18 protein-coding genes and 2 tRNA genes are annotated in these 16,543 nt (G+C 63.4%); 10 read left to right on the plus strand and 10 right to left on the minus strand.

Annotated features, from left to right (window positions below):
* Positions 1–55: 55 nt before the first annotated feature.
* A complete protein-coding gene (locus G9408_RS02390) occupies positions 56–988 on the plus strand; it encodes a GNAT family N-acetyltransferase (RefSeq protein ID WP_168452534.1) in 933 nt (310 codons plus the stop codon).
* A gap of 14 nt (positions 989–1,002) precedes the next feature.
* On the opposite strand, the gene G9408_RS02395 is transcribed toward G9408_RS02390, so the two are convergent.
* Positions 1,003–1,088: transfer RNA gene (locus G9408_RS02395), tRNA-Leu, on the minus strand.
* A gap of 91 nt (positions 1,089–1,179) precedes the next feature.
* Between G9408_RS02395 and G9408_RS02400 the strand changes: the two genes are divergently transcribed.
* Both G9408_RS02400 and G9408_RS02405 read left to right on the plus strand, forming a co-directional pair.
* Positions 1,180–2,118 (plus strand): ABC transporter ATP-binding protein, encoded by a 939-nt coding sequence (locus G9408_RS02400; RefSeq protein WP_168452535.1) that lies wholly within the window; start codon positions 1,180–1,182, stop codon positions 2,116–2,118.
* A complete protein-coding gene (locus G9408_RS02405; protein WP_137871660.1) occupies positions 2,115–2,882 on the plus strand; it encodes an ABC transporter permease in 768 nt (255 codons plus the stop codon). Before G9408_RS02400 ends, G9408_RS02405 begins: the two co-directional genes overlap by 4 nt.
* A 7-nt stretch (positions 2,883–2,889) precedes the next feature.
* On the opposite strand, the gene G9408_RS02410 is transcribed toward G9408_RS02405, so the two are convergent.
* Positions 2,890–3,402: a MarR family winged helix-turn-helix transcriptional regulator gene (locus tag G9408_RS02410; protein WP_168452536.1), complete on the minus strand. Its 513-nt coding sequence runs from the start codon at positions 3,400–3,402 to the stop codon at positions 2,890–2,892.
* 67 nt (positions 3,403–3,469) lie between these two features.
* On the opposite strand from G9408_RS02410, the gene G9408_RS02415 reads away from it, so the two are divergent.
* Positions 3,470–4,984, plus strand: coding sequence for a serine hydrolase (locus G9408_RS02415; protein WP_168452537.1), 1,515 nt, complete (start codon positions 3,470–3,472; stop codon positions 4,982–4,984).
* 211 nt (positions 4,985–5,195) lie between these two features.
* Here G9408_RS02415 and G9408_RS02420 read toward each other — a convergent pair whose 3' ends face one another.
* The 5 genes from G9408_RS02420 to aroA all read right to left on the minus strand — a co-directional run bounded on the left by G9408_RS02420 (position 5,196) and on the right by aroA (position 10,158).
* Entirely contained in the window at positions 5,196–5,474 is a 279-nt protein-coding gene (locus G9408_RS02420; protein WP_120215886.1) for an integration host factor subunit beta, read from the minus strand.
* A gap of 206 nt (positions 5,475–5,680) precedes the next feature.
* A complete protein-coding gene (rpsA, locus tag G9408_RS02425; protein WP_137871663.1) occupies positions 5,681–7,393 on the minus strand; it encodes a 30S ribosomal protein S1 in 1,713 nt (570 codons plus the stop codon).
* A 274-nt stretch (positions 7,394–7,667) separates the two neighbouring features.
* The gene (locus G9408_RS02430; protein WP_168452538.1) at positions 7,668–8,297 is read right to left on the minus strand and encodes a (d)CMP kinase; all 630 of its coding nucleotides are present in this window, start codon (positions 8,295–8,297) and stop codon (positions 7,668–7,670) included.
* Positions 8,297–8,833 carry a hypothetical protein gene (locus G9408_RS02435; protein ID WP_168452539.1) on the minus strand — a complete coding sequence of 179 codons (537 nt, stop codon included), beginning with the start codon at positions 8,831–8,833 and terminating at the stop codon, positions 8,297–8,299. Before G9408_RS02435 ends, G9408_RS02430 begins: the two co-directional genes overlap by 1 nt.
* Positions 8,830–10,158 (minus strand): 3-phosphoshikimate 1-carboxyvinyltransferase, encoded by a 1,329-nt coding sequence (gene aroA / locus G9408_RS02440; RefSeq protein WP_168452540.1) that lies wholly within the window; start codon positions 10,156–10,158, stop codon positions 8,830–8,832. Before aroA ends, G9408_RS02435 begins: the two co-directional genes overlap by 4 nt.
* A 124-nt stretch (positions 10,159–10,282) precedes the next feature.
* On the opposite strand from aroA, the gene G9408_RS02445 reads away from it, so the two are divergent.
* Both G9408_RS02445 and G9408_RS02450 read left to right on the plus strand, forming a co-directional pair.
* Entirely contained in the window at positions 10,283–10,606 is a 324-nt protein-coding gene (locus G9408_RS02445; RefSeq protein ID WP_168452541.1) for a TIGR02300 family protein, read from the plus strand.
* Between the two features lie 139 nt (positions 10,607–10,745).
* Positions 10,746–10,821: transfer RNA gene (locus G9408_RS02450), tRNA-Ala, on the plus strand.
* A 229-nt stretch (positions 10,822–11,050) separates the two neighbouring features.
* Here the strand turns inward: G9408_RS02450 and G9408_RS02455 are convergent.
* On the minus strand, positions 11,051–11,491 hold the full coding sequence (locus G9408_RS02455) for an RrF2 family transcriptional regulator (RefSeq protein ID WP_120215892.1): 441 nt from the start codon (positions 11,489–11,491) through the stop codon (positions 11,051–11,053).
* A gap of 148 nt (positions 11,492–11,639) precedes the next feature.
* On the opposite strand from G9408_RS02455, the gene G9408_RS02460 reads away from it, so the two are divergent.
* From G9408_RS02460 to G9408_RS02470, 3 genes are all read left to right on the plus strand, one after another.
* A complete protein-coding gene (locus G9408_RS02460) occupies positions 11,640–12,200 on the plus strand; it encodes a hypothetical protein (RefSeq protein WP_235957440.1) in 561 nt (186 codons plus the stop codon).
* Entirely contained in the window at positions 12,184–12,897 is a 714-nt protein-coding gene (locus G9408_RS02465) for a COG3904 family protein (protein ID WP_168452542.1), read from the plus strand. The genes G9408_RS02460 and G9408_RS02465 overlap by 17 nt, the downstream gene beginning before the upstream one ends.
* A gap of 71 nt (positions 12,898–12,968) precedes the next feature.
* Positions 12,969–13,571 (plus strand): HD domain-containing protein, encoded by a 603-nt coding sequence (locus G9408_RS02470; RefSeq protein WP_168452543.1) that lies wholly within the window; start codon positions 12,969–12,971, stop codon positions 13,569–13,571.
* Positions 13,572–13,610: 39 nt separating this feature from the next.
* Here G9408_RS02470 and G9408_RS02475 read toward each other — a convergent pair whose 3' ends face one another.
* Together G9408_RS02475 and G9408_RS02480 are read right to left on the minus strand one after the other, a co-directional pair.
* Entirely contained in the window at positions 13,611–14,417 is an 807-nt protein-coding gene (locus G9408_RS02475) for an enoyl-CoA hydratase-related protein (protein ID WP_168452544.1), read from the minus strand.
* A 409-nt stretch (positions 14,418–14,826) separates the two neighbouring features.
* Positions 14,827–15,645, minus strand: a complete 819-nt coding sequence (locus G9408_RS02480) for an SDR family NAD(P)-dependent oxidoreductase (protein ID WP_168452545.1) — start codon at positions 15,643–15,645, stop codon at positions 14,827–14,829.
* A 314-nt stretch (positions 15,646–15,959) separates the two neighbouring features.
* Between G9408_RS02480 and G9408_RS02485 the strand changes: the two genes are divergently transcribed.
* Positions 15,960–16,487, plus strand: a complete 528-nt coding sequence (locus G9408_RS02485; RefSeq protein WP_120215896.1) for a CarD family transcriptional regulator — start codon at positions 15,960–15,962, stop codon at positions 16,485–16,487.
* Positions 16,488–16,543 lie beyond the last annotated feature (56 nt).

Raw genomic sequence — 16,543 nt, forward strand, 5'->3', positions numbered from 1 at the left:
TCATAACCAAAGGCTGCGAAACCGGAATAGGGCTATCGTCGCAAATGGTGAGAGAATGAACGGGCAGGGCGACCAACTACCGGGGCAATCGGTGGCGCTGCGCGTCGAGGTGGCCGGGCGCGCGATTGGGCATGTCCGGCGGCAATTGAGCGTGGTTCCGCACGGGCTGGACGCCGCCCTGGCAGGGCGCGCGGCCGTGCTGCCGCCAGCAGGGCGCGACGGCTGGCTGCTGCGGTCGCTGCCGGCGCAGCATCTGCCCGCGCTCCGCGCTCAACTCGGCGGCTGGCTGTTCGCCGTCCGCCAGCGTTATCCGCGCCACTATATTGCGATGCAGGGCGGCAGTTTCGACGATTGGTGGCAGGGGTTTTCGTCAAAGACCCGTTCGACGCTGTCGCGCAAGGCGCGGCGGCTGGGCGACCAGTTCGACGGTGGTTTCACCGTCCGCTCCTATCGCACTGCGGCGGAGGTGGCCGAATTCATGGCAATCGCGGGCGATCTGTCGCGCCGCACCTATCAGGCCCGATTGATGCAGGCCGGGCTCCCTTGCGACGCGGCGGACGTTGCGCAGGCGGTTGCCGCCGCCGCGGACGACAGGATCCGCGCCTTTCTGTTGTTCGCGGGTGGGCGGGCGATCGCCTATCTGTATCTGCCGGTCGAGCGCGACGTGCTGATCTATGCCTATCTTGGCTATGATCCCGACTGCGCCGATCTTTCGCCCGGCACGGTCCTGCACGTCGAAGCGATGCGCGCGCTGTACGGCGAAAACCGCTTTAGCGCCTTCGATTTCACCGAAGGCGATGGCGCGCACAAGGCGCAGTTCGGCCGCGCGACCATCGCCTGCGCCGACATACTCATACTCCGCCCGACGCTGCGCAATCGCCTGACGCTGGCGGCGATGCAGGGGATCGACAGCGCGGCGGCGCGTGGCAAGGCGGTGCTCGACCATCTGGGACTGCGCGCCAAAGTGAAGGCGCTTATCCGCCGCTGACGGGACTGGATTGCTGGTGCGGACGGCGGGACTTGAACCCGCATATCCAGAGGATGGCAGATTTTAAGTCTGCTGCGTCTACCGATTTCGCCACGTCCGCACGGGGCGGTGCCGGTCAAGCCGATGGGTCGATTGAGGTCAAGCAATGTTTGCCGCTTCACCCGGCGATGCTGCTCGGCTAGACCGCGAACATGACAGCAGTTCTTGAAATTTCCGGCCTCGGGAAAACCTATAAAAGCGGCCATGTCGCGCTCAGCGATGTCGATCTTTCGATCAACAAGGGCGAGATTTTCGCGCTGCTCGGGCCGAACGGCGCGGGCAAGACGACGCTGATCAGCATCGTTTGCGGCATCGTGACCGCCAGCGCGGGGAGGGTGACCGTCGCGGGGCATGACCATGCGCGCGATTATCGCGCGGCGCGGACGATGATCGGACTGGTGCCGCAGGAATTGCACACCGACGCGTTTGAAACGGTGCTGGCGACGGTCAGCTTCTCGCGCGGCTTGTTCGGCAAACCGCGCGATCCCGCGTTCATCGAACAATTGCTGCGCGACCTGTCGCTGTGGGACAAGCGCGGGTCCAAGATCATGGAATTGTCGGGCGGCATGAAGCGCCGGGTGATGATTGCCAAGGCGCTGAGCCACGAGCCCGAAATCCTGTTCCTCGACGAACCGACCGCAGGGGTCGATGTCGAGCTCCGCCGCGACATGTGGCAGATGGTCCACGGGCTGCGCGAGCGCGGGGTGACGATCATCCTGACCACCCATTATATCGAAGAGGCCGAGGAAATGGCCGATCGGGTCGGGGTGATCAGCAAGGGCCGGTTGATCCTGGTCGAAGAAAAGCACGCGTTGATCAAGAAATTGGGGCGCAAGACGCTGACCCTGAACCTTGCCGAACCGATCGCGGCGGTGCCCGCGGAACTGGCGGACTGGAAACTGGCACTTGCCGGTGACGGCCACGAACTCGTCTATGAATTCGACAGCCAGGCAGAGGCGACGGGGGTGCCGTCGCTGCTGCGGCGGATGACCGACATCGGGATCGCGTTCAAGGATCTGCATACGAAACAAAGCTCGCTCGAGGATATTTTCGTCGGGCTGGTGCATGAAACCAAGGGAGAGGCCGCATGACCGCGAACTGGCGCGGGGTGCGCGCGATTTATGCGTTCGAGCTGGCGCGCTTCGGGCGGACGGTCTGGACCAGTCTGGCGCTGCCGGTGATCACCACCGCGCTCTATTTCGTGGTGTTCGGATCGGCGATTGGCGGCCGGATGAGCGAAGTCGGCGGCGTGCCTTATGGCGCCTTCATCGTTCCCGGCCTGATGATGCTGACGATGTTCACCGAAAGCATCAGCAACGCGTCGTTCGGCATCTATATGCCGAAGTGGACGGGGACGATCTACGAGATGCTGTCGGCGCCGCTGTCGCCGCTGGAAACGGTCCTTGCCTATGTCGGGGCGGCGGCGACCAAGTCGGTGATCATCGGATCGATCATCTTTGCGACCGCGCATCTGTTCGTCGATGTCCAGGTCGCGCATCCGCTGTTGATGGTCGGTTTCATGCTGCTGATGGCGGTGACATTCTGCCTGTTCGGCTTCATCATCGGCATCTGGGCGCAGAGCTTTGAACAGTTGCAGGTTATCCCGATGCTGGTGATCTATCCGCTCACCTTCCTGGGCGGCGCCTTCTACTCGCTCGACATGCTGCCCGCCGCGTGGCGCGCGGTGACGCTGTTCAACCCGGTCGTCTATCTGATCAGCGGGTTCCGCTGGACCTTCTTCGGCAAGGGCGACGTCGGCATCGAGGTGAGCATGGCGGCGGTCGCCTTGTTCTTCGCGCTGTGCCTGGGCGTCATATTCTGGATGTTCCGTACCGGGTACCGGCTCAAGAACTGACCGTCGATCAGCGACTGAGGCGGCGCAGCGCCGCTTCGACCGCGACGATCTGATCGGCGCCCAACCCGGCGAGCGACTGCCGCGCCAAGGCGAAGCGGGCGTCGATCAACTCTTCGACCATCGCAAAGCCCTTGGGCGTCAATCGGGCGGACAGCTTGCGCCGATCCTGTGGGCTGGTGCCCCGCTCGATCAGTCCGGCGCCCTCCAGCCGCCGCAGACACGCGGTCATCGCGCCCGACGTCAGCAGCACATTGTGCTGAAGCCGGGATGGGACGCTTTCATAGGGCGGCCCCGCGCGCCGCAGCGTCGCGAGCACGTCGAAGTCGGAATAGCTCATGCCGTGCGCGCGCAATAACTGCGAAGCCGCCTGTTCATAGCCGCGGCCGAGCCGTATGATCCGGCCGACGACCTGCATCGCCTCGGCGTCCGACGCGGGCCGCTCGCGCCGCCAGTCGGCGACCAGATTGTCGATCAGATCGGGCGGTGTCGTCATATGTACCGGTGCTTTGTCCGAGGTCATTCGCTGCAATTAATCTTTATATGAAGATAAATTCATGTGGCAATATTCCGGCGTGGAGATTGATCGAGTGGCTAGCGTGAAGATGACCCGGTTCCAGCATGTGCTACTGTCGTGCGCAGCGTTAATGTCGATCGCCGCGCCCGTGGCGGCGCACACCAGCGCGGCGCCCACTCTCGTACCGGCCCCGCCGCCGCACGCCGATGTCGACAGCGCGAAATTGCAGGCGATGGATGCCTATATGCAAGTGCAGGTGCGGAACGATATGTTCAGTGGCACCGCGCTGGTCGCGCGCGATGGCGAGCCCATCTTCGTCAAAAGCTATGGCATGGCGAATTATGAATTGGGGGCGCCGAACACGGCCGACAATAGCTATTTGCTGGGATCGGTGGTGAAGCAGTTCACCGCGGCCGCGATCCTGCAATTGCAGGAGCAGGGGAAGCTGAAGGTCAGCGATCCGATCTGCTGGTACCTCGAAACCTGTCCGCAAAGCTGGCAGGAGATCACGCTGCACCATCTGCTGACCCACACATCGGGCATTCCCAATCTTACGAGCCTGCCCGGGTGGGACGAGAAACTGGCGATGCTCAGCTACACCCGTCCCGAGCTGGTCGCGCTGTTTCGCGACTTGCCGCTGGACTTCGCGCCGGGTGAAAAGTTCGACTATTCCAATTCGGGATACACGCTGCTCGGGGTGGTCATCGAACGCGTCTCGGGGCAGGGATATTATCAATATCTCGACGAAAAGCTGTTCAAACCCGCCGGGATGACGCGCACCTACAGGGGTGACACGCGCGCGCTCGTCCCCGGCCGGGTGACGGGATATTATTCGGTCGGAACCGATTTTATCAGCGCGCGGCTGGTTAGCCCGACCGTCGACCTTGGCTCCAGCGGTGTCTATGCGACGGTGGGTGATATGCTGCGGTGGGACAAGGCGCTGACCGACGACCGCCTGATCTCGCGCGCGTCGCGCGACGCAATGTTTACCGCGGGCAAGGGGGATTATGGCTATGGCTGGTTCATCGGCCAGCGGCATGGTCGGCCGATCCAGTTTCATTCGGGCAGCGACAACGGGTTTTCGACCAATATCGCGCGCTTTCCCGACGACCGGTTGACCGTAGTGGTGCTGAGCAACAGCGACCGCGCCAACGCCGGGCGGGTGAGCAGCGACCTCGCAGCAATCGCTTTGGGCGCGCCGTATAAAATGCCGGTCGAACGATTGGGCGACCTGCTGTGGAATGTCATGCGCGATCGCGGCGTGGCGGCGGCTCTGGCACGCCATGCCGAGCTGAAGCGGACGGCGCCGACGGCCTATGACTTCGGTGACGAAACGCTCGTGACGATGGGCTATGACCTGTTCGAAGTCCGGCGATTGGCCGAGGCGAAGGCGGTTTTCGAATATAATCTGCAGCAATATCCCAAATCGGCATACAGCTATGACGGGCTTGCCGATGTTGCCGATGCCGAAGGCGACAAGGCCCGCGCGATTGCGATGTTCGAAAAGTCGCTCGAGGTGGATCCCAAGAACCGGTATGCGGTCGAGGGACTGGCCCGGCTCCGCACCGGGGGCGCAAAGGCGCCCTGACCCTCGCCTGCATTATATCGAACGGGGCCGCTGGTGAACAATCTTCAGCGGCCCCGCGGTCATGCCAGCAACCGCCGGACGCAGACGCGGGCAGCCCGAAGCGCGCCGCGCTGCCAGTGCATGCTGTGCCGATTTCGCGGCTGGTTTCGGCCGGAAACCGGCCCAAACTTAACGTCTGTATTCGGGTTCGGTGCCGCTTCGATCGACGAGGTCAGTCGTTCAGGCGCTCGCGCATTTCCTTGCCGGGTTTGAAATAAGGGACGTTTTTCGCCTTCACATCGACCGACGCGCCGGTGCGCGGATTGCGGCCGGTGCGCGATTCGCGTGCACGGGTCGAAAAGGCACCAAAGCCGCGCAGCTCGACGCGGCCCCCCGCCGCTAGCTGCTCGACAATGGAATCAAAAAAAGTATCGACGATGCGTTCGACTTCTTCGACGCGCAAATCGCTGTTTTCGCTCGCGATCTTCTGAACCAGTTCTGACCGGATCATCTGCTTCCCCTATTATATAAGTCACGCGTTTCCCGCCAAAGCGGGCGTCCGGTCGTTGCCGGTCCATTCCTTGCGTGAGACCCCTCCCAACGCGCGCCGAAGGTATCACGAATCACTGTTTGGTCAAAATATATCACCAAAAGAAAAAGGCCCGCAGAGGGACACTCTGCGGACCTTTTTGTTCGTTTCGCTATGCAAGTTTGAAATTAATCTTTCTTGCCGGCTTTCAATGCTTCGCCAAGGATGTCGCCGAGCGAGGCGCCCGAGTCCGACGAACCATATTGTTCGACCGCCTGCTTCTCTTCGGCGATCTGCATCGCCTTGACCGAGAAGTTCGGCTTTTTCGAACGGTCGAAGCCGATGACCATCGCGTCGAACTTCTGGCCGACCTGATAACGCTCGGCGCGCTGTTCGTCGCGGTCGCGGCCAAGGTCGGCGCGCTTGATGAAGCCGGTGGCGCCATCGTCGCCGGCCTGAACTTCCAGGCCATTGTCGCGAACTTCGAGGACGGTGACGGTGACGATGTCGTTCTTCTTCACCGAACCAGCCGCCGCAGCGCCGCCGCCAACGGCCGGGGCGCCCTTTTCAAGCTGCTTGATGCCCAGGCTGATGCGTTCCTTCTCGACGTCGACGTCCAGAACGACGACCTGAACCTGCTCGCCCTTGCGGTGGAGGTGCAGCGCTTCTTCGCCCGAGATGCCCCATGCGATGTCCGACATGTGAACCATGCCGTCGACGTCGCCCGGCAGACCGACGAACAGGCCGAATTCGGTCGCATTCTTGACTTCGCCTTCGACGACCGACCCGACCGGGTGGGTGTCGGCGAATGCGCCCCAGGGGTTCGACTGAGCCTGCTTCAGGCCCAGCGAGATGCGGCGCTTGTCGCTGTCGACTTCGAGGACGATGACGTCGACTTCCTGGCTCGTCGAAACGATCTTGCCGGGGTGGACGTTCTTCTTGACCCACGACATTTCGCTGACGTGGACCAGGCCTTCGATGCCAGCTTCGAGTTCGACGAACGCGCCGTAATCGGTGATGTTCGTGACGGTACCCGACAGCTTCGCGCCGACGGGGTACTTGGCGGCGACGCCTTCCCACGGATCGCTTTCGAGCTGCTTCATGCCCAGGCTGATGCGCTGGGTGTCGCGGTTGATGCGGATGATCTGCACCTTGACGGTGTCACCGATGTTGATGACTTCGCTCGGGTGGTTGACGCGCTTGTAGCTCATGTCGGTGACATGGAGCAGGCCGTCGATGCCGCCGAGGTCGACGAACGCACCATAATCGGTGATGTTCTTGACCGCGCCTTCGATGATCTGGCCTTCTTCAAGGTTCAGGATCAGACCCGAACGCTGTTCGGCGCGCGTTTCTTCCAGGATGGCGCGGCGCGACACGACGATATTGCCGCGGCGGCGATCCATCTTGAGGATCTGGAACGGCTGCGGCAGGTCCATCAGCGGGCCAACGTCGCGCACGGGGCGGATGTCGACCTGGCTGCCGGGCAGGAACGCCACGGCGCCGCCGAGGTCGACGGTGAAGCCGCCCTTGACGCGGCCAAAGATGACGCCTTCGACGCGGGCTTCCTTGTTGAATTCTTCTTCCAGGCGGTCCCACGCGGCTTCGCGGCGAGCGCGGTCGCGCGACAGCATGGTTTCGCCATTGGCGTTTTCGACGCGGTCGACATAGACTTCGACTTCGTCGCCGACGTTGATGTCGGCCTTCTGGCCCGGCATGGCGAATTCGCGCAGCGGCACGCGGCCTTCGCTCTTCAAACCGATGTCGATGACTGCCAGGTCGTTTTCGATCGCGGTGACGGTGCCCTTGACGACGCGGCCTTCAAAGCCGCCATCAGCACCACCAAGCGATTCATTGAGCATCGCGGCGAAATCGTCGCGCGTCGGGAAAGCCGTAGTGGCCATAAAAACAGGTTCCTTACTTCATTGTTCCGGCCAAGCGGTTGGTTCCGCTGGTCTTGTGGCCGATATGTCCTGCGCGCCGGATGCGATGCAGAACATCCTTCGGACCACAGCGGACGGGGCAGGGGCAAAGCAAAAGGGGCGCGGCGGGACAGGCCCGTCGCGCCCGACGCCCGGTTTCGGGCGGCGGTTGTCCATGCCTCGACCGGCGCTATGGCCCGTCGGACCGCGCGCCTATAGCCCCCAAACCCCGCAAACGCAAGGTTGAAAGCCGGGTTCAGGCGGCGCCGCGCGCGCGCGCTTCGACAAAGGCGATGGCTGCGGCAATGGCGGCTTCGCGCGGCATGTCGCTGTTGTCGAGCAGCATCGCGTCGGGCGCGCGCAGCAAAGGCGCGTCGGCGCGCCCGGTGTCGCGCGCATCACGGGCGTGAACATCGGCAAGCACCGCGTCAAAGGTGACGTCGACCCCGCGCGACAGCATCTCTGCATGGCGGCGCCGCGCGCGCACGTCCGGGCTGGCGGTGACGAACAGCTTGGCATCGGCATGCGGCGCGATGACGGTGCCGATGTCGCGCCCGTCAAGGATCGCGCCGCCGGGTTGGTTGGCAAAATCGACCTGACGCTGAAACAGTGCTGCGCGCACTTGTGGATGCACCGATACCCGGCTGGCGAGCCCGCCGGTGGTTTCATAGCGGAGCGCCGGATCGTCGAGCAGGCTGTCGGGAAAATCGCAAGCTGCCAGCGCGTCAGCGGCATTGTCGGCATCGCCATGGTCGAGCTGCGTCTGATAGCCGACGGCGCGATAGAGCAGCCCGGTGTCGAGCACCGGCAATCCGAAATGATCGGCGAGCGCGCGCGCGATCGTGCCCTTGCCCGACGCGGTGGGGCCGTCGACGGCGACGATCATCAGTTACCCTGAAATGCGTCGATACGCACAAAGGTCAGCCGGTTATCGGGGCCGAACAGCAATTTGATCCAGCCATCGGGTTCGAACGAGCCGCCGCACGACGCGATGCCTTCGCCTTCGCCCGCCTGACCGGGTTCGAGGCAGTCGATCGCGATTTCAGGCAAAAAGGCGCGAACGCGCGCCATGACCTCGGGCCGCGTGCGGGCGGTGCCGATATTCAGCGCCGAAATGTCGCGGTTGCCGACTTCGGTCGCATTGATAATTTTGATCGCGACCACCTCGCCGAAAATGATGTGGCGGACGCCGGCGCCGTCCTGCCATTCGCAATCGATCGCGGTTTCGGTGCAATCCTTTTCGTTGACCAGTCGCCCGATCTTTTTCGGATCGACCGCGCGGTTCAGCGCGTGCGCCGAAAAGCTGGCGTCGGCGCGGGTCAAGGGATCGGCGATCGTGGCCCTTGCCTGCGCCTGCGGGCTCGCGGCCAACATCGCGGCGGCGGCGAGGGGCCATGCGATCGCGTTGCGACGTATGATCATGCCTGCAATTCTCCCAACAGCGTCTCGAAATTGGGAAAGCTTGTCGCGACCGGCGCCATGTCGTCAATCGTCACCGGTGACCTGGTGACAAGTCCCGCGACGGCAAAGCTCATGCAGATGCGGTGGTCGAGATGACCGGCGATGGTGGCACCGCCGGGCAGCGGATCGCCCCCGCTGCCGTCGATGACCAACCCGTCCTCGCTTTCCGTCACGCGCGCGCCAATGGCTTTCAGGCCGGTCGCCATCACCGCCAACCGATCGCTTTCCTTGACGCGCAATTCGTCGAGCCCTCTGGTCGTCGTGCGGCCCTGCGCCAGCGCCGCGGCCACGAACAGGATCGGGAATTCGTCGATCATGCTCGGCGCGAGCTCAGGATCGACGTCGATGCCGGTGAGCGCGCTGTGACGGACGCGCAGGTCGGCAACGGGCTCGCCGCCGACTTCGCGCGGATCGATCAGTTCGATGTCGCCGCCCATCTGGCGCAGCACCTCGATCAGCCCGGCGCGCGTCGGGTTCAGCCCGACATTGGTGATGCTGACGTCGGATCCGGGGACGATCAGCGCTGCGACGATGAAGAATGCCGCCGACGACGGGTCGCCGGGAACGACGATCGTCTGCGGTTTCAGCTCGGCCTCGCCCATGATGCAGATATGGCGCGTGCCGGTCGGATCGATTTCAACGCTGAGATTGGCGCCGAACCCGCGCAGCATTCGCTCGCTATGGTCGCGCGTCGGCACCGGTTCGATGACTTCGGTGACCCCTCCGGTGTTGAGGCCCGCGAGCAGGACTGCGCTTTTGACCTGCGCCGACGCGACGGGAAGGCGGTAGGACATCGGAATGGCCGGAGCGAGACCGCGCACCATCAACGGCAGGCGCCCCCCCGGCGAGGCGGTGATGTCGGCGCCCATCTGCGACAAGGGGGCGATGACGCGGCCCATCGGGCGGCCCGACAGGCTGGCGTCGCCCACAAAGGTGGCGGTGATCGGGTGGCTGGCGACGAGCCCCATCAGGAGCCGCGTCGAGGTGCCGCTGTTGCCCATGTCGAGCGCTTCGCGCGGTTGGAGCAGCCCGCCCACGCCGACGCCGTCGATTCGCCATTCGCCATCGGGGCGGCGTTCGATGCTGGCGCCCATCGCGCGCATCGCCGCGGCAGTGGCCAGCACGTCATGCCCTTCGAGCAGGCCGGTGACGCGGCTTGTTCCGACCGCCAGCGCCGAGAGCATCAGCGCGCGATGCGAAATGCTCTTGTCGCCGGGGATCGCGATCCTACCTTTGAGCGGAACGGATGCGGCAAAGCTGCGCGGGCTGGCAGGTTGATCGGTCATGGCGAGCGGCTTTTGACAGCGCCCTAACAATCTGGCAAGGCGCACGCCGATTTGACGGATAGCTATTCAGGCGCCGTTGCTTTCCGATATTTTTATCCTGTTTCCAGAAGGTTACGAGGCTTATATGATCAAGGCTGAATGGGGCACGAAGCGCAGCTGCCCGAAATGCGCCACCCGATTCTATGATTTGACCAAGGATGATCCGGTCAGCTGCATCAATTGCGGGTATAACTGGATTCCGGAATCGGTGCTGAAATCAAAGCAGTCGACCCCGTTCGAGGCTGAAAAGCCCGGCAAGACCGTCAAGGAAGATGTCGCGGTCGACGGGGATCTGGATCTGGACGTCGATGTCGACGAGGACAATGATTCGCCCGACAATGACGTCGACCTCGGCGGTGACGACGATCTGGGCGTCGCGACGGCGGATGACGACGACGTCGAAACCTGATTTATTTCGCCTTTGGTTTCAGGGGGCCAAAAAAGGCATCGCGAGATGCATTTGGCCCCTTGCATCAGCCGCCCGCACTGTTAAAGGCGGCAACCCGATCGCAGCAGCCTTGATGGCGAGGGTGGTCGAATGAAGATGTGGGGCCTTAGCTCAGCTGGGAGAGCGCCTGCATGGCATGCAGGAGGTCAGCGGTTCGATCCCGCTAGGCTCCACCACTTCTTCAAAAAATGGCCCGCGAAAGCGGGCCTTTTTTGTTGGACATGTCGGGTTCAAGTTGGCGTCGTCGATGCTGGGTTTGAGGGTGGGGAACTGGCGTTGATACAGCGTCGCCCCCGCGAAGGCGGGGGCCGCTAGCCGCCTGTTCCTTCGCCGCTGCGTAAACCGACGGCGGCCCCCGCCTTCGCGGGGGCGACGGCTGGTCGGTCGCTAACGACCGTGGCGCCCTTACCCCGCAACCTCATCAAACAGCGGTTCCAGCGCGATCGGATCGGCCAGCGTGATGCGGTCGAGAATCGACGCGGTGTCGTCGCGGACTTTCAGCATCAGGCTGCGCAACCGGCATTCGGATTCGGGCAGGCAATTCTTGCAATGCTCGTGCGCGTTGCGCGCCGCGCAGGGCACGAGCGCCAGCGAACCGCGGGTCAGGCGGACCAGGTCGCCATAGCTGATGTCGATTGGCGAGATCGCGAGCTGGTAACCGCCGTCGCGCCCGCGCTGTGAAATCAGCAGCCCTTCGCGCGCCATTTCGGACAGGATCACGGTCAGAAATTTGGGCGGGATATTCTGTGCCTCCGCAATATCCGCGAGCTGGACCTGCCCCTTGCCCCAATGATCGGCAAGATGCTGGAACGCACGGATCGTGTAGCGGGTCTTTTGCGAAAGCATGGCGGGCTTACTGTGACATATTCAGGCTTAATTCAACCTGTCGGGATGACATTTCGCCCGGAGTTGATGAAAATCACAGCGGGTGGCATGAACGCGGGCTATAAGCGCGGCCAGGACGCTGATGGTGGCGACGATTGGGGTGTAGCGGATGATGCGTAAATTCTGGGGTGCTCCGGCGATGCTGGCGGCTTGTATGCTCGCCGTTACCCCCGCGCAGGCACAATTTGGCGGGCTGCTGCGCAAGGTGACGACACCGGCGCCCAAGCCGAGCAGCGATGACAATGGCGGCTGTCCCAAGGGCAAGAAGGGCAACAGCATCGGCCGCAACATCCTGGGCAATGTGCTGAACGACGCGGTCGGCGATGCGGCGAGCAAGGCTGGCGTGTACAGCTATGTGCCGATTTCTGAGGTCAGCGGGACGCTGACCGACGCCATCGCGTGCCGCCTCGACCCCGGTGAGCAGGCGCAGGCGGCGGTCGCGACCGAAGAAGCGACGCGCAGCGAAGAGGTGGGGGCAACCGCCAATTGGACCAGCGCAACCCGCCCCGAAGTCAGTGGCTCGTCGACGGTGGCGTCGATCAATGAAGAGGGCGGCGGGCGCAAGTGCATGAACGTCAACGACTTCATCATCGTCGAAGGCGAAGAGACGCGCGTGACGAAGCGCATGTGCAAGGGACCGGGCGAGTCGCGTTATGTCCTGGCGGCGTAGGGCAGCGCGCTGCGGCATTGCGCTGCTGGCGTTCGGCAGCCTGAGCGCCGCTTCGGCGGTCGATCCGGTCAACCCGACCTGTCCGCTCAATCCCAACTGGTCGGCCCATCCGACGATGAAGCTGACCGTCGAAAAGCGCGGCGGGATGAAAGTCATGCTGGCCGAGGGGCGGATCGATGCCGGACTTCCCGACCGGCTGACCGCCGCGTTGAAGGCCAATCCCGATGTCAGCGAAATCTGGCTGCGCTCGCCCGGCGGCGATGCCCGCGCCGGCAATGCGGCGGGCCGGATCATTCGCTCCAACCTCGGGGTCACGACGCGCATCCCGGCGGGCTGGGCCTGTTTCAGCGCCTGCAATTTCGTGTTCATGGGCGGCGCGCCGCGCGTCATCGATCCCGGCGGGCTGTTTATCGTTCACATGTTCACGCGGACCGGCGACCGATCGGCGATCGACATGAGCGTTGCGTTGGGGACCGACGCGACGCGTGAACTGATCGGCGACATCGAACAGGATTCGGCGCTGCTGGCCAGCGAGGACAATGATTTCCTGATCCGCATGGGCATCTCGCGAAAATTGCTGACCGAGGTCATGTATCGCCAGCAAGCCGTGGCGACCGAGGAGAATAAGTCGACCCGCCGCTGCCTGACGCTCGACGAAGCGCTCAAATATGGGGTCACCTACGCGCCCGAAGAATGATCGGGTCGCGTGTGGAGCGTTGCAAACTGAAACGAATGTCGTAGATTGGCCGCCAAAGAGGAGAGGCTGCCATGAACGAGATGACGCACGACCATGCGACTTTCCGGTCGATGATCGACGGGACGCAGGACGACTGGGACATTATCGCGCGCGAGCAAAAGGAATTCGCGCCGCAGAACGGCAAGCGCATCCTCGACCATCTGAAACTGCTGGGCGGCGATTATGGCGGTTTCCCCGTCGACCGGCTCGAACATTGCCTGCAGACCGCGACCAGAGCGCACAGGGATGGCCGCGACGAGGAATATGTGGTGATGGCGCTGCTCCACGACATCGGCGACACGCTCGGCGCGTTCAACCACCCCGACGTCGCGGCGGCGATCCTCAAACCCTTTCTGTCAGAAGAAAATCTGTGGATCGTCCAGCATCACGGCATTTTCCAGGGCCATTATTTCTTCCATTATATCGGCCTTGACCGCGACATGCGCGACCAGTTCAAGGATCACCCCCATTATGCGGCGTGCGCAGAATTCTGCGAAAAATATGACGCCCCGGCGTTCGACCCCGATTATGACAGCGAGCCGCTGGAGTTCTTCGAACCGATGGTGATGCGCATTTGCAGCTATCCGAAGAACAGCATCTACAAGAAGGTGATGGTCGAGGAAGCGGCGGAGTAGATTGACGTCGCCCCCGCCTTCGCAGGGGGCGACGTGCTGTTACCTCCCCTTGAACTCGGTCTTGCGCTTCTGCTGGAACGCCATGATCCCTTCCATCGCATCGGCGGTGCCGCCCGCGATGAACTGGCCTTTGGCTTCGGCGTCGAGCGTCGTTGCGAAATCCTGCGTCAGCCCGTCGCGCAGCACCTTGCGCATTGTTCCCAATGCGATCGTCGGTCCGTTTGCGAGCCGCGTCGCGAGCGCCTTCGCTTCGGTCATCAGCTCGGCATCCTCGACGCTCTTGTAGATCATGCCCCAATCGGCGGCCTGGTCGGCGGAGATTTTTTCGCCGAGCATCATCATCTGCAACGCGCGCGGTACGCCGACCAGCCGCGGCAGCAGCCACGACGATCCGCCGTCGGGGACGAGGCCGATGTTGACGAAGGCCTGGAGGAAATAGGCGCTTTTGCCCGCGATGGTGAAATCGCCCGACAGCGCAAAACTGCACCCGACCCCGGCCGCGGGGCCGTTGACCGCGACGACCACGGGAATGTCGAGGTTGGCGAGCGCGAGCAGCATCGGATTGTAATGCCCGCGCAGGGCGTTGCGGCTCCGCGCGCCGCCGCTGACCGCGCCGCCCGCCGAGCGATCGCCCGCCAGGTCGGCGCCCGAACAGAAACCGCGTCCCTCGCCGGTGATCAGCAGCGCGCGCGTGCCGAGACCCGGCAGATGATCCAGCGCTTCGCGAATATCGTCGGCCATCGCGGGCGGCATTGAATTGAGCCGGTCGGGGCGATTGAGCGTGATCGTCGCGACATTGTCGGCGCTGTCCAGCTTGATCGTGTCAAAGGTGGGGATGTCGGTCATGGGGAAGGATCCTCTCGCAGGCACTTTACCTTTACGTTCACGTAAAGATGTGACCCATTTGACGCGCGAGCGCAAGAGGGAAGGGGCGAGGGCGATGGAGCACCGGAGGGTGGAGCGATATGCAAAGCAGGCATCCGGGCAAAGCGAGATGATGTCGGAGCGATCCAGGGCTGGTTTGGGGTGGGGAGCAGACATATCGGCAAAGACACGCCCTCCCCTTCAGGGGAGGGCAGCGAGACTTACGAACTTGTTCGTTAGTCGCAGCGGGTGGGGGCCAGCGGCCTTGCGCAAGGCCGCTGGCCCCCACCCCACTACGACTAGGCAGCAAGCTGCCAAGTCTTCGTTGCCCCTCCCCTGAAGGAGAGGGGCTGGCTCGTCGTTACGGCAACCACCGCCCGTCACCCGCCAGCTAGGCCGACTTCGCGGCCTTCATCTGCTGCGCATAGCCCGCCTGCACCATGGCGCTCATGCGGTCGAACAGCGCGTCGGGGTCGCTGCGGCGCAGGTCCGCAATCGCGGCCTCGGCGCCCGCGGCGACCACCAGTTCGCGCGTGCCGGCATCGACCGCCGCCAATATCTGCGCGGCGGCGAAGTCGGGCGACAGGCCATTGTCGATCGCGGCGTCGCTCTCCCCGCGGACGCTGCCGTCGGCGTTGAGCGCGTTGCGGCTGACGTTGGTCTGCACCGAGCCCGGCGCGACGACCAGCACCTTCAATCCCAGATGCTCATTCTCGGCGCGGACGCTGTCGTGATAGCCGATCAGGCCGTGCTTGGCGGCGCAATAGGCGCTGCGCAGCGGCACCCCGGCGATGCCCGCGACGCTGGAGATCGCGACGATCTGGCCGCCGCCCGCCTCAACCATGCGCCGCAGCAGTTGCTGGGTCAGCGCAATCGGGGCGAGCAGGTCGACCGCGACAATCTGTTGATAGACGGCAAAGTCGGTGTCGATCGCCAGGCTGCGCTGCGAGATGCCGGCGTTGTTGACCAGCCCGTCGATGCGGCCCTGCCAGTTCCAGGCTTTCTCCGCGATGGCGGGAAGGGCAGCATAGTCGGTCGCCTCGAATGGCAGCACCAGCGTCTCGGTCGCGCAAGCCGCGGCGACCGCCTCCAGCGCGGCGAGATTGCGCCCCGACAGGATCAGCTTTGCACCGCGTGCCGCCAGCGCGCGGGCCAGCGCCGCACCGATTCCCGACGAGGCGCCCGTAATCCACCAGATCTGATCTTTCATACCCGCTCCCATTCTTGGCTTTCGTTTCAACCTGAAACGCGTTCGTGCAGCCGTCAAGGCGTCGCCCAGGCGCAATCCCGGGCGGGGGTGGCAATTTTGTTGCGAATCTGTTATAATAAATATCAACGCGCCGACATTCTGCCTCTTCCCGTCGCTGGGCTGGGGCGCTTTTCGGCGTTCCGATGGAGCCATATCCCTTGTCACTCTGACTGGCTAGCGCCGAGCGATCGTAGGTCCCCCTTGGCTAGAGGGCGGGAAGCGCCGCTGTTGTCGCAGTTTCAGATCGGGGTCAAGGCACAACAAAAGGAATTTGCATGTCCGTGAGCACGCTCTTGTTCGAAGTCGGCGATTATGTTGTTTATCCCAAGCATGGCGTGGGGCGCGTCATTGAATTGCAGCGGTCGGAAATCGCCGGCATGCAGCTCGAACTTTATGTCCTGCGCTTTGAAAAGGAAAAAATGACGCTTCGCGTGCCGACGAACAAGGCCGAAGGCGTGGGCATGCGCAAACTGTCGTCGGACAAGACGCTGAAGGAAGCGCTGCAGGTCCTGACCACCAAGCCGAAGGTAAAGCGCACCATGTGGTCGCGCCGGGCGCAGGAATATGAAGCGAAGATCAATTCGGGCGACTTGGTGTCGATCGCCGAAGTGACCCGCGACCTGTTCCGCGCCGACGACCAGCCCGAGCAGAGCTATTCGGAGCGCCAGATCTTCGAAGCGGCGTCGAGCCGCCTCGCGCGCGAACTTGGCGCGATGGAAGAAAGCGACGAAAAGACCGCGCAGGCGAAGATCCTGCAGATTTTGAATGAACATGCACCGCTGTATTACGCCGAAAAGGTGTAAGCGCCTCGCACAGCGATAGATAAGAGGGCGGTCCGCGAGGGCCGCCCTTTTTTATG

Origin of the sequence: Sphingopyxis microcysteis (assembly GCF_012274265.1) — a bacterium.
GTDB lineage: Bacteria > Pseudomonadota > Alphaproteobacteria > Sphingomonadales > Sphingomonadaceae > Sphingopyxis > Sphingopyxis microcysteis.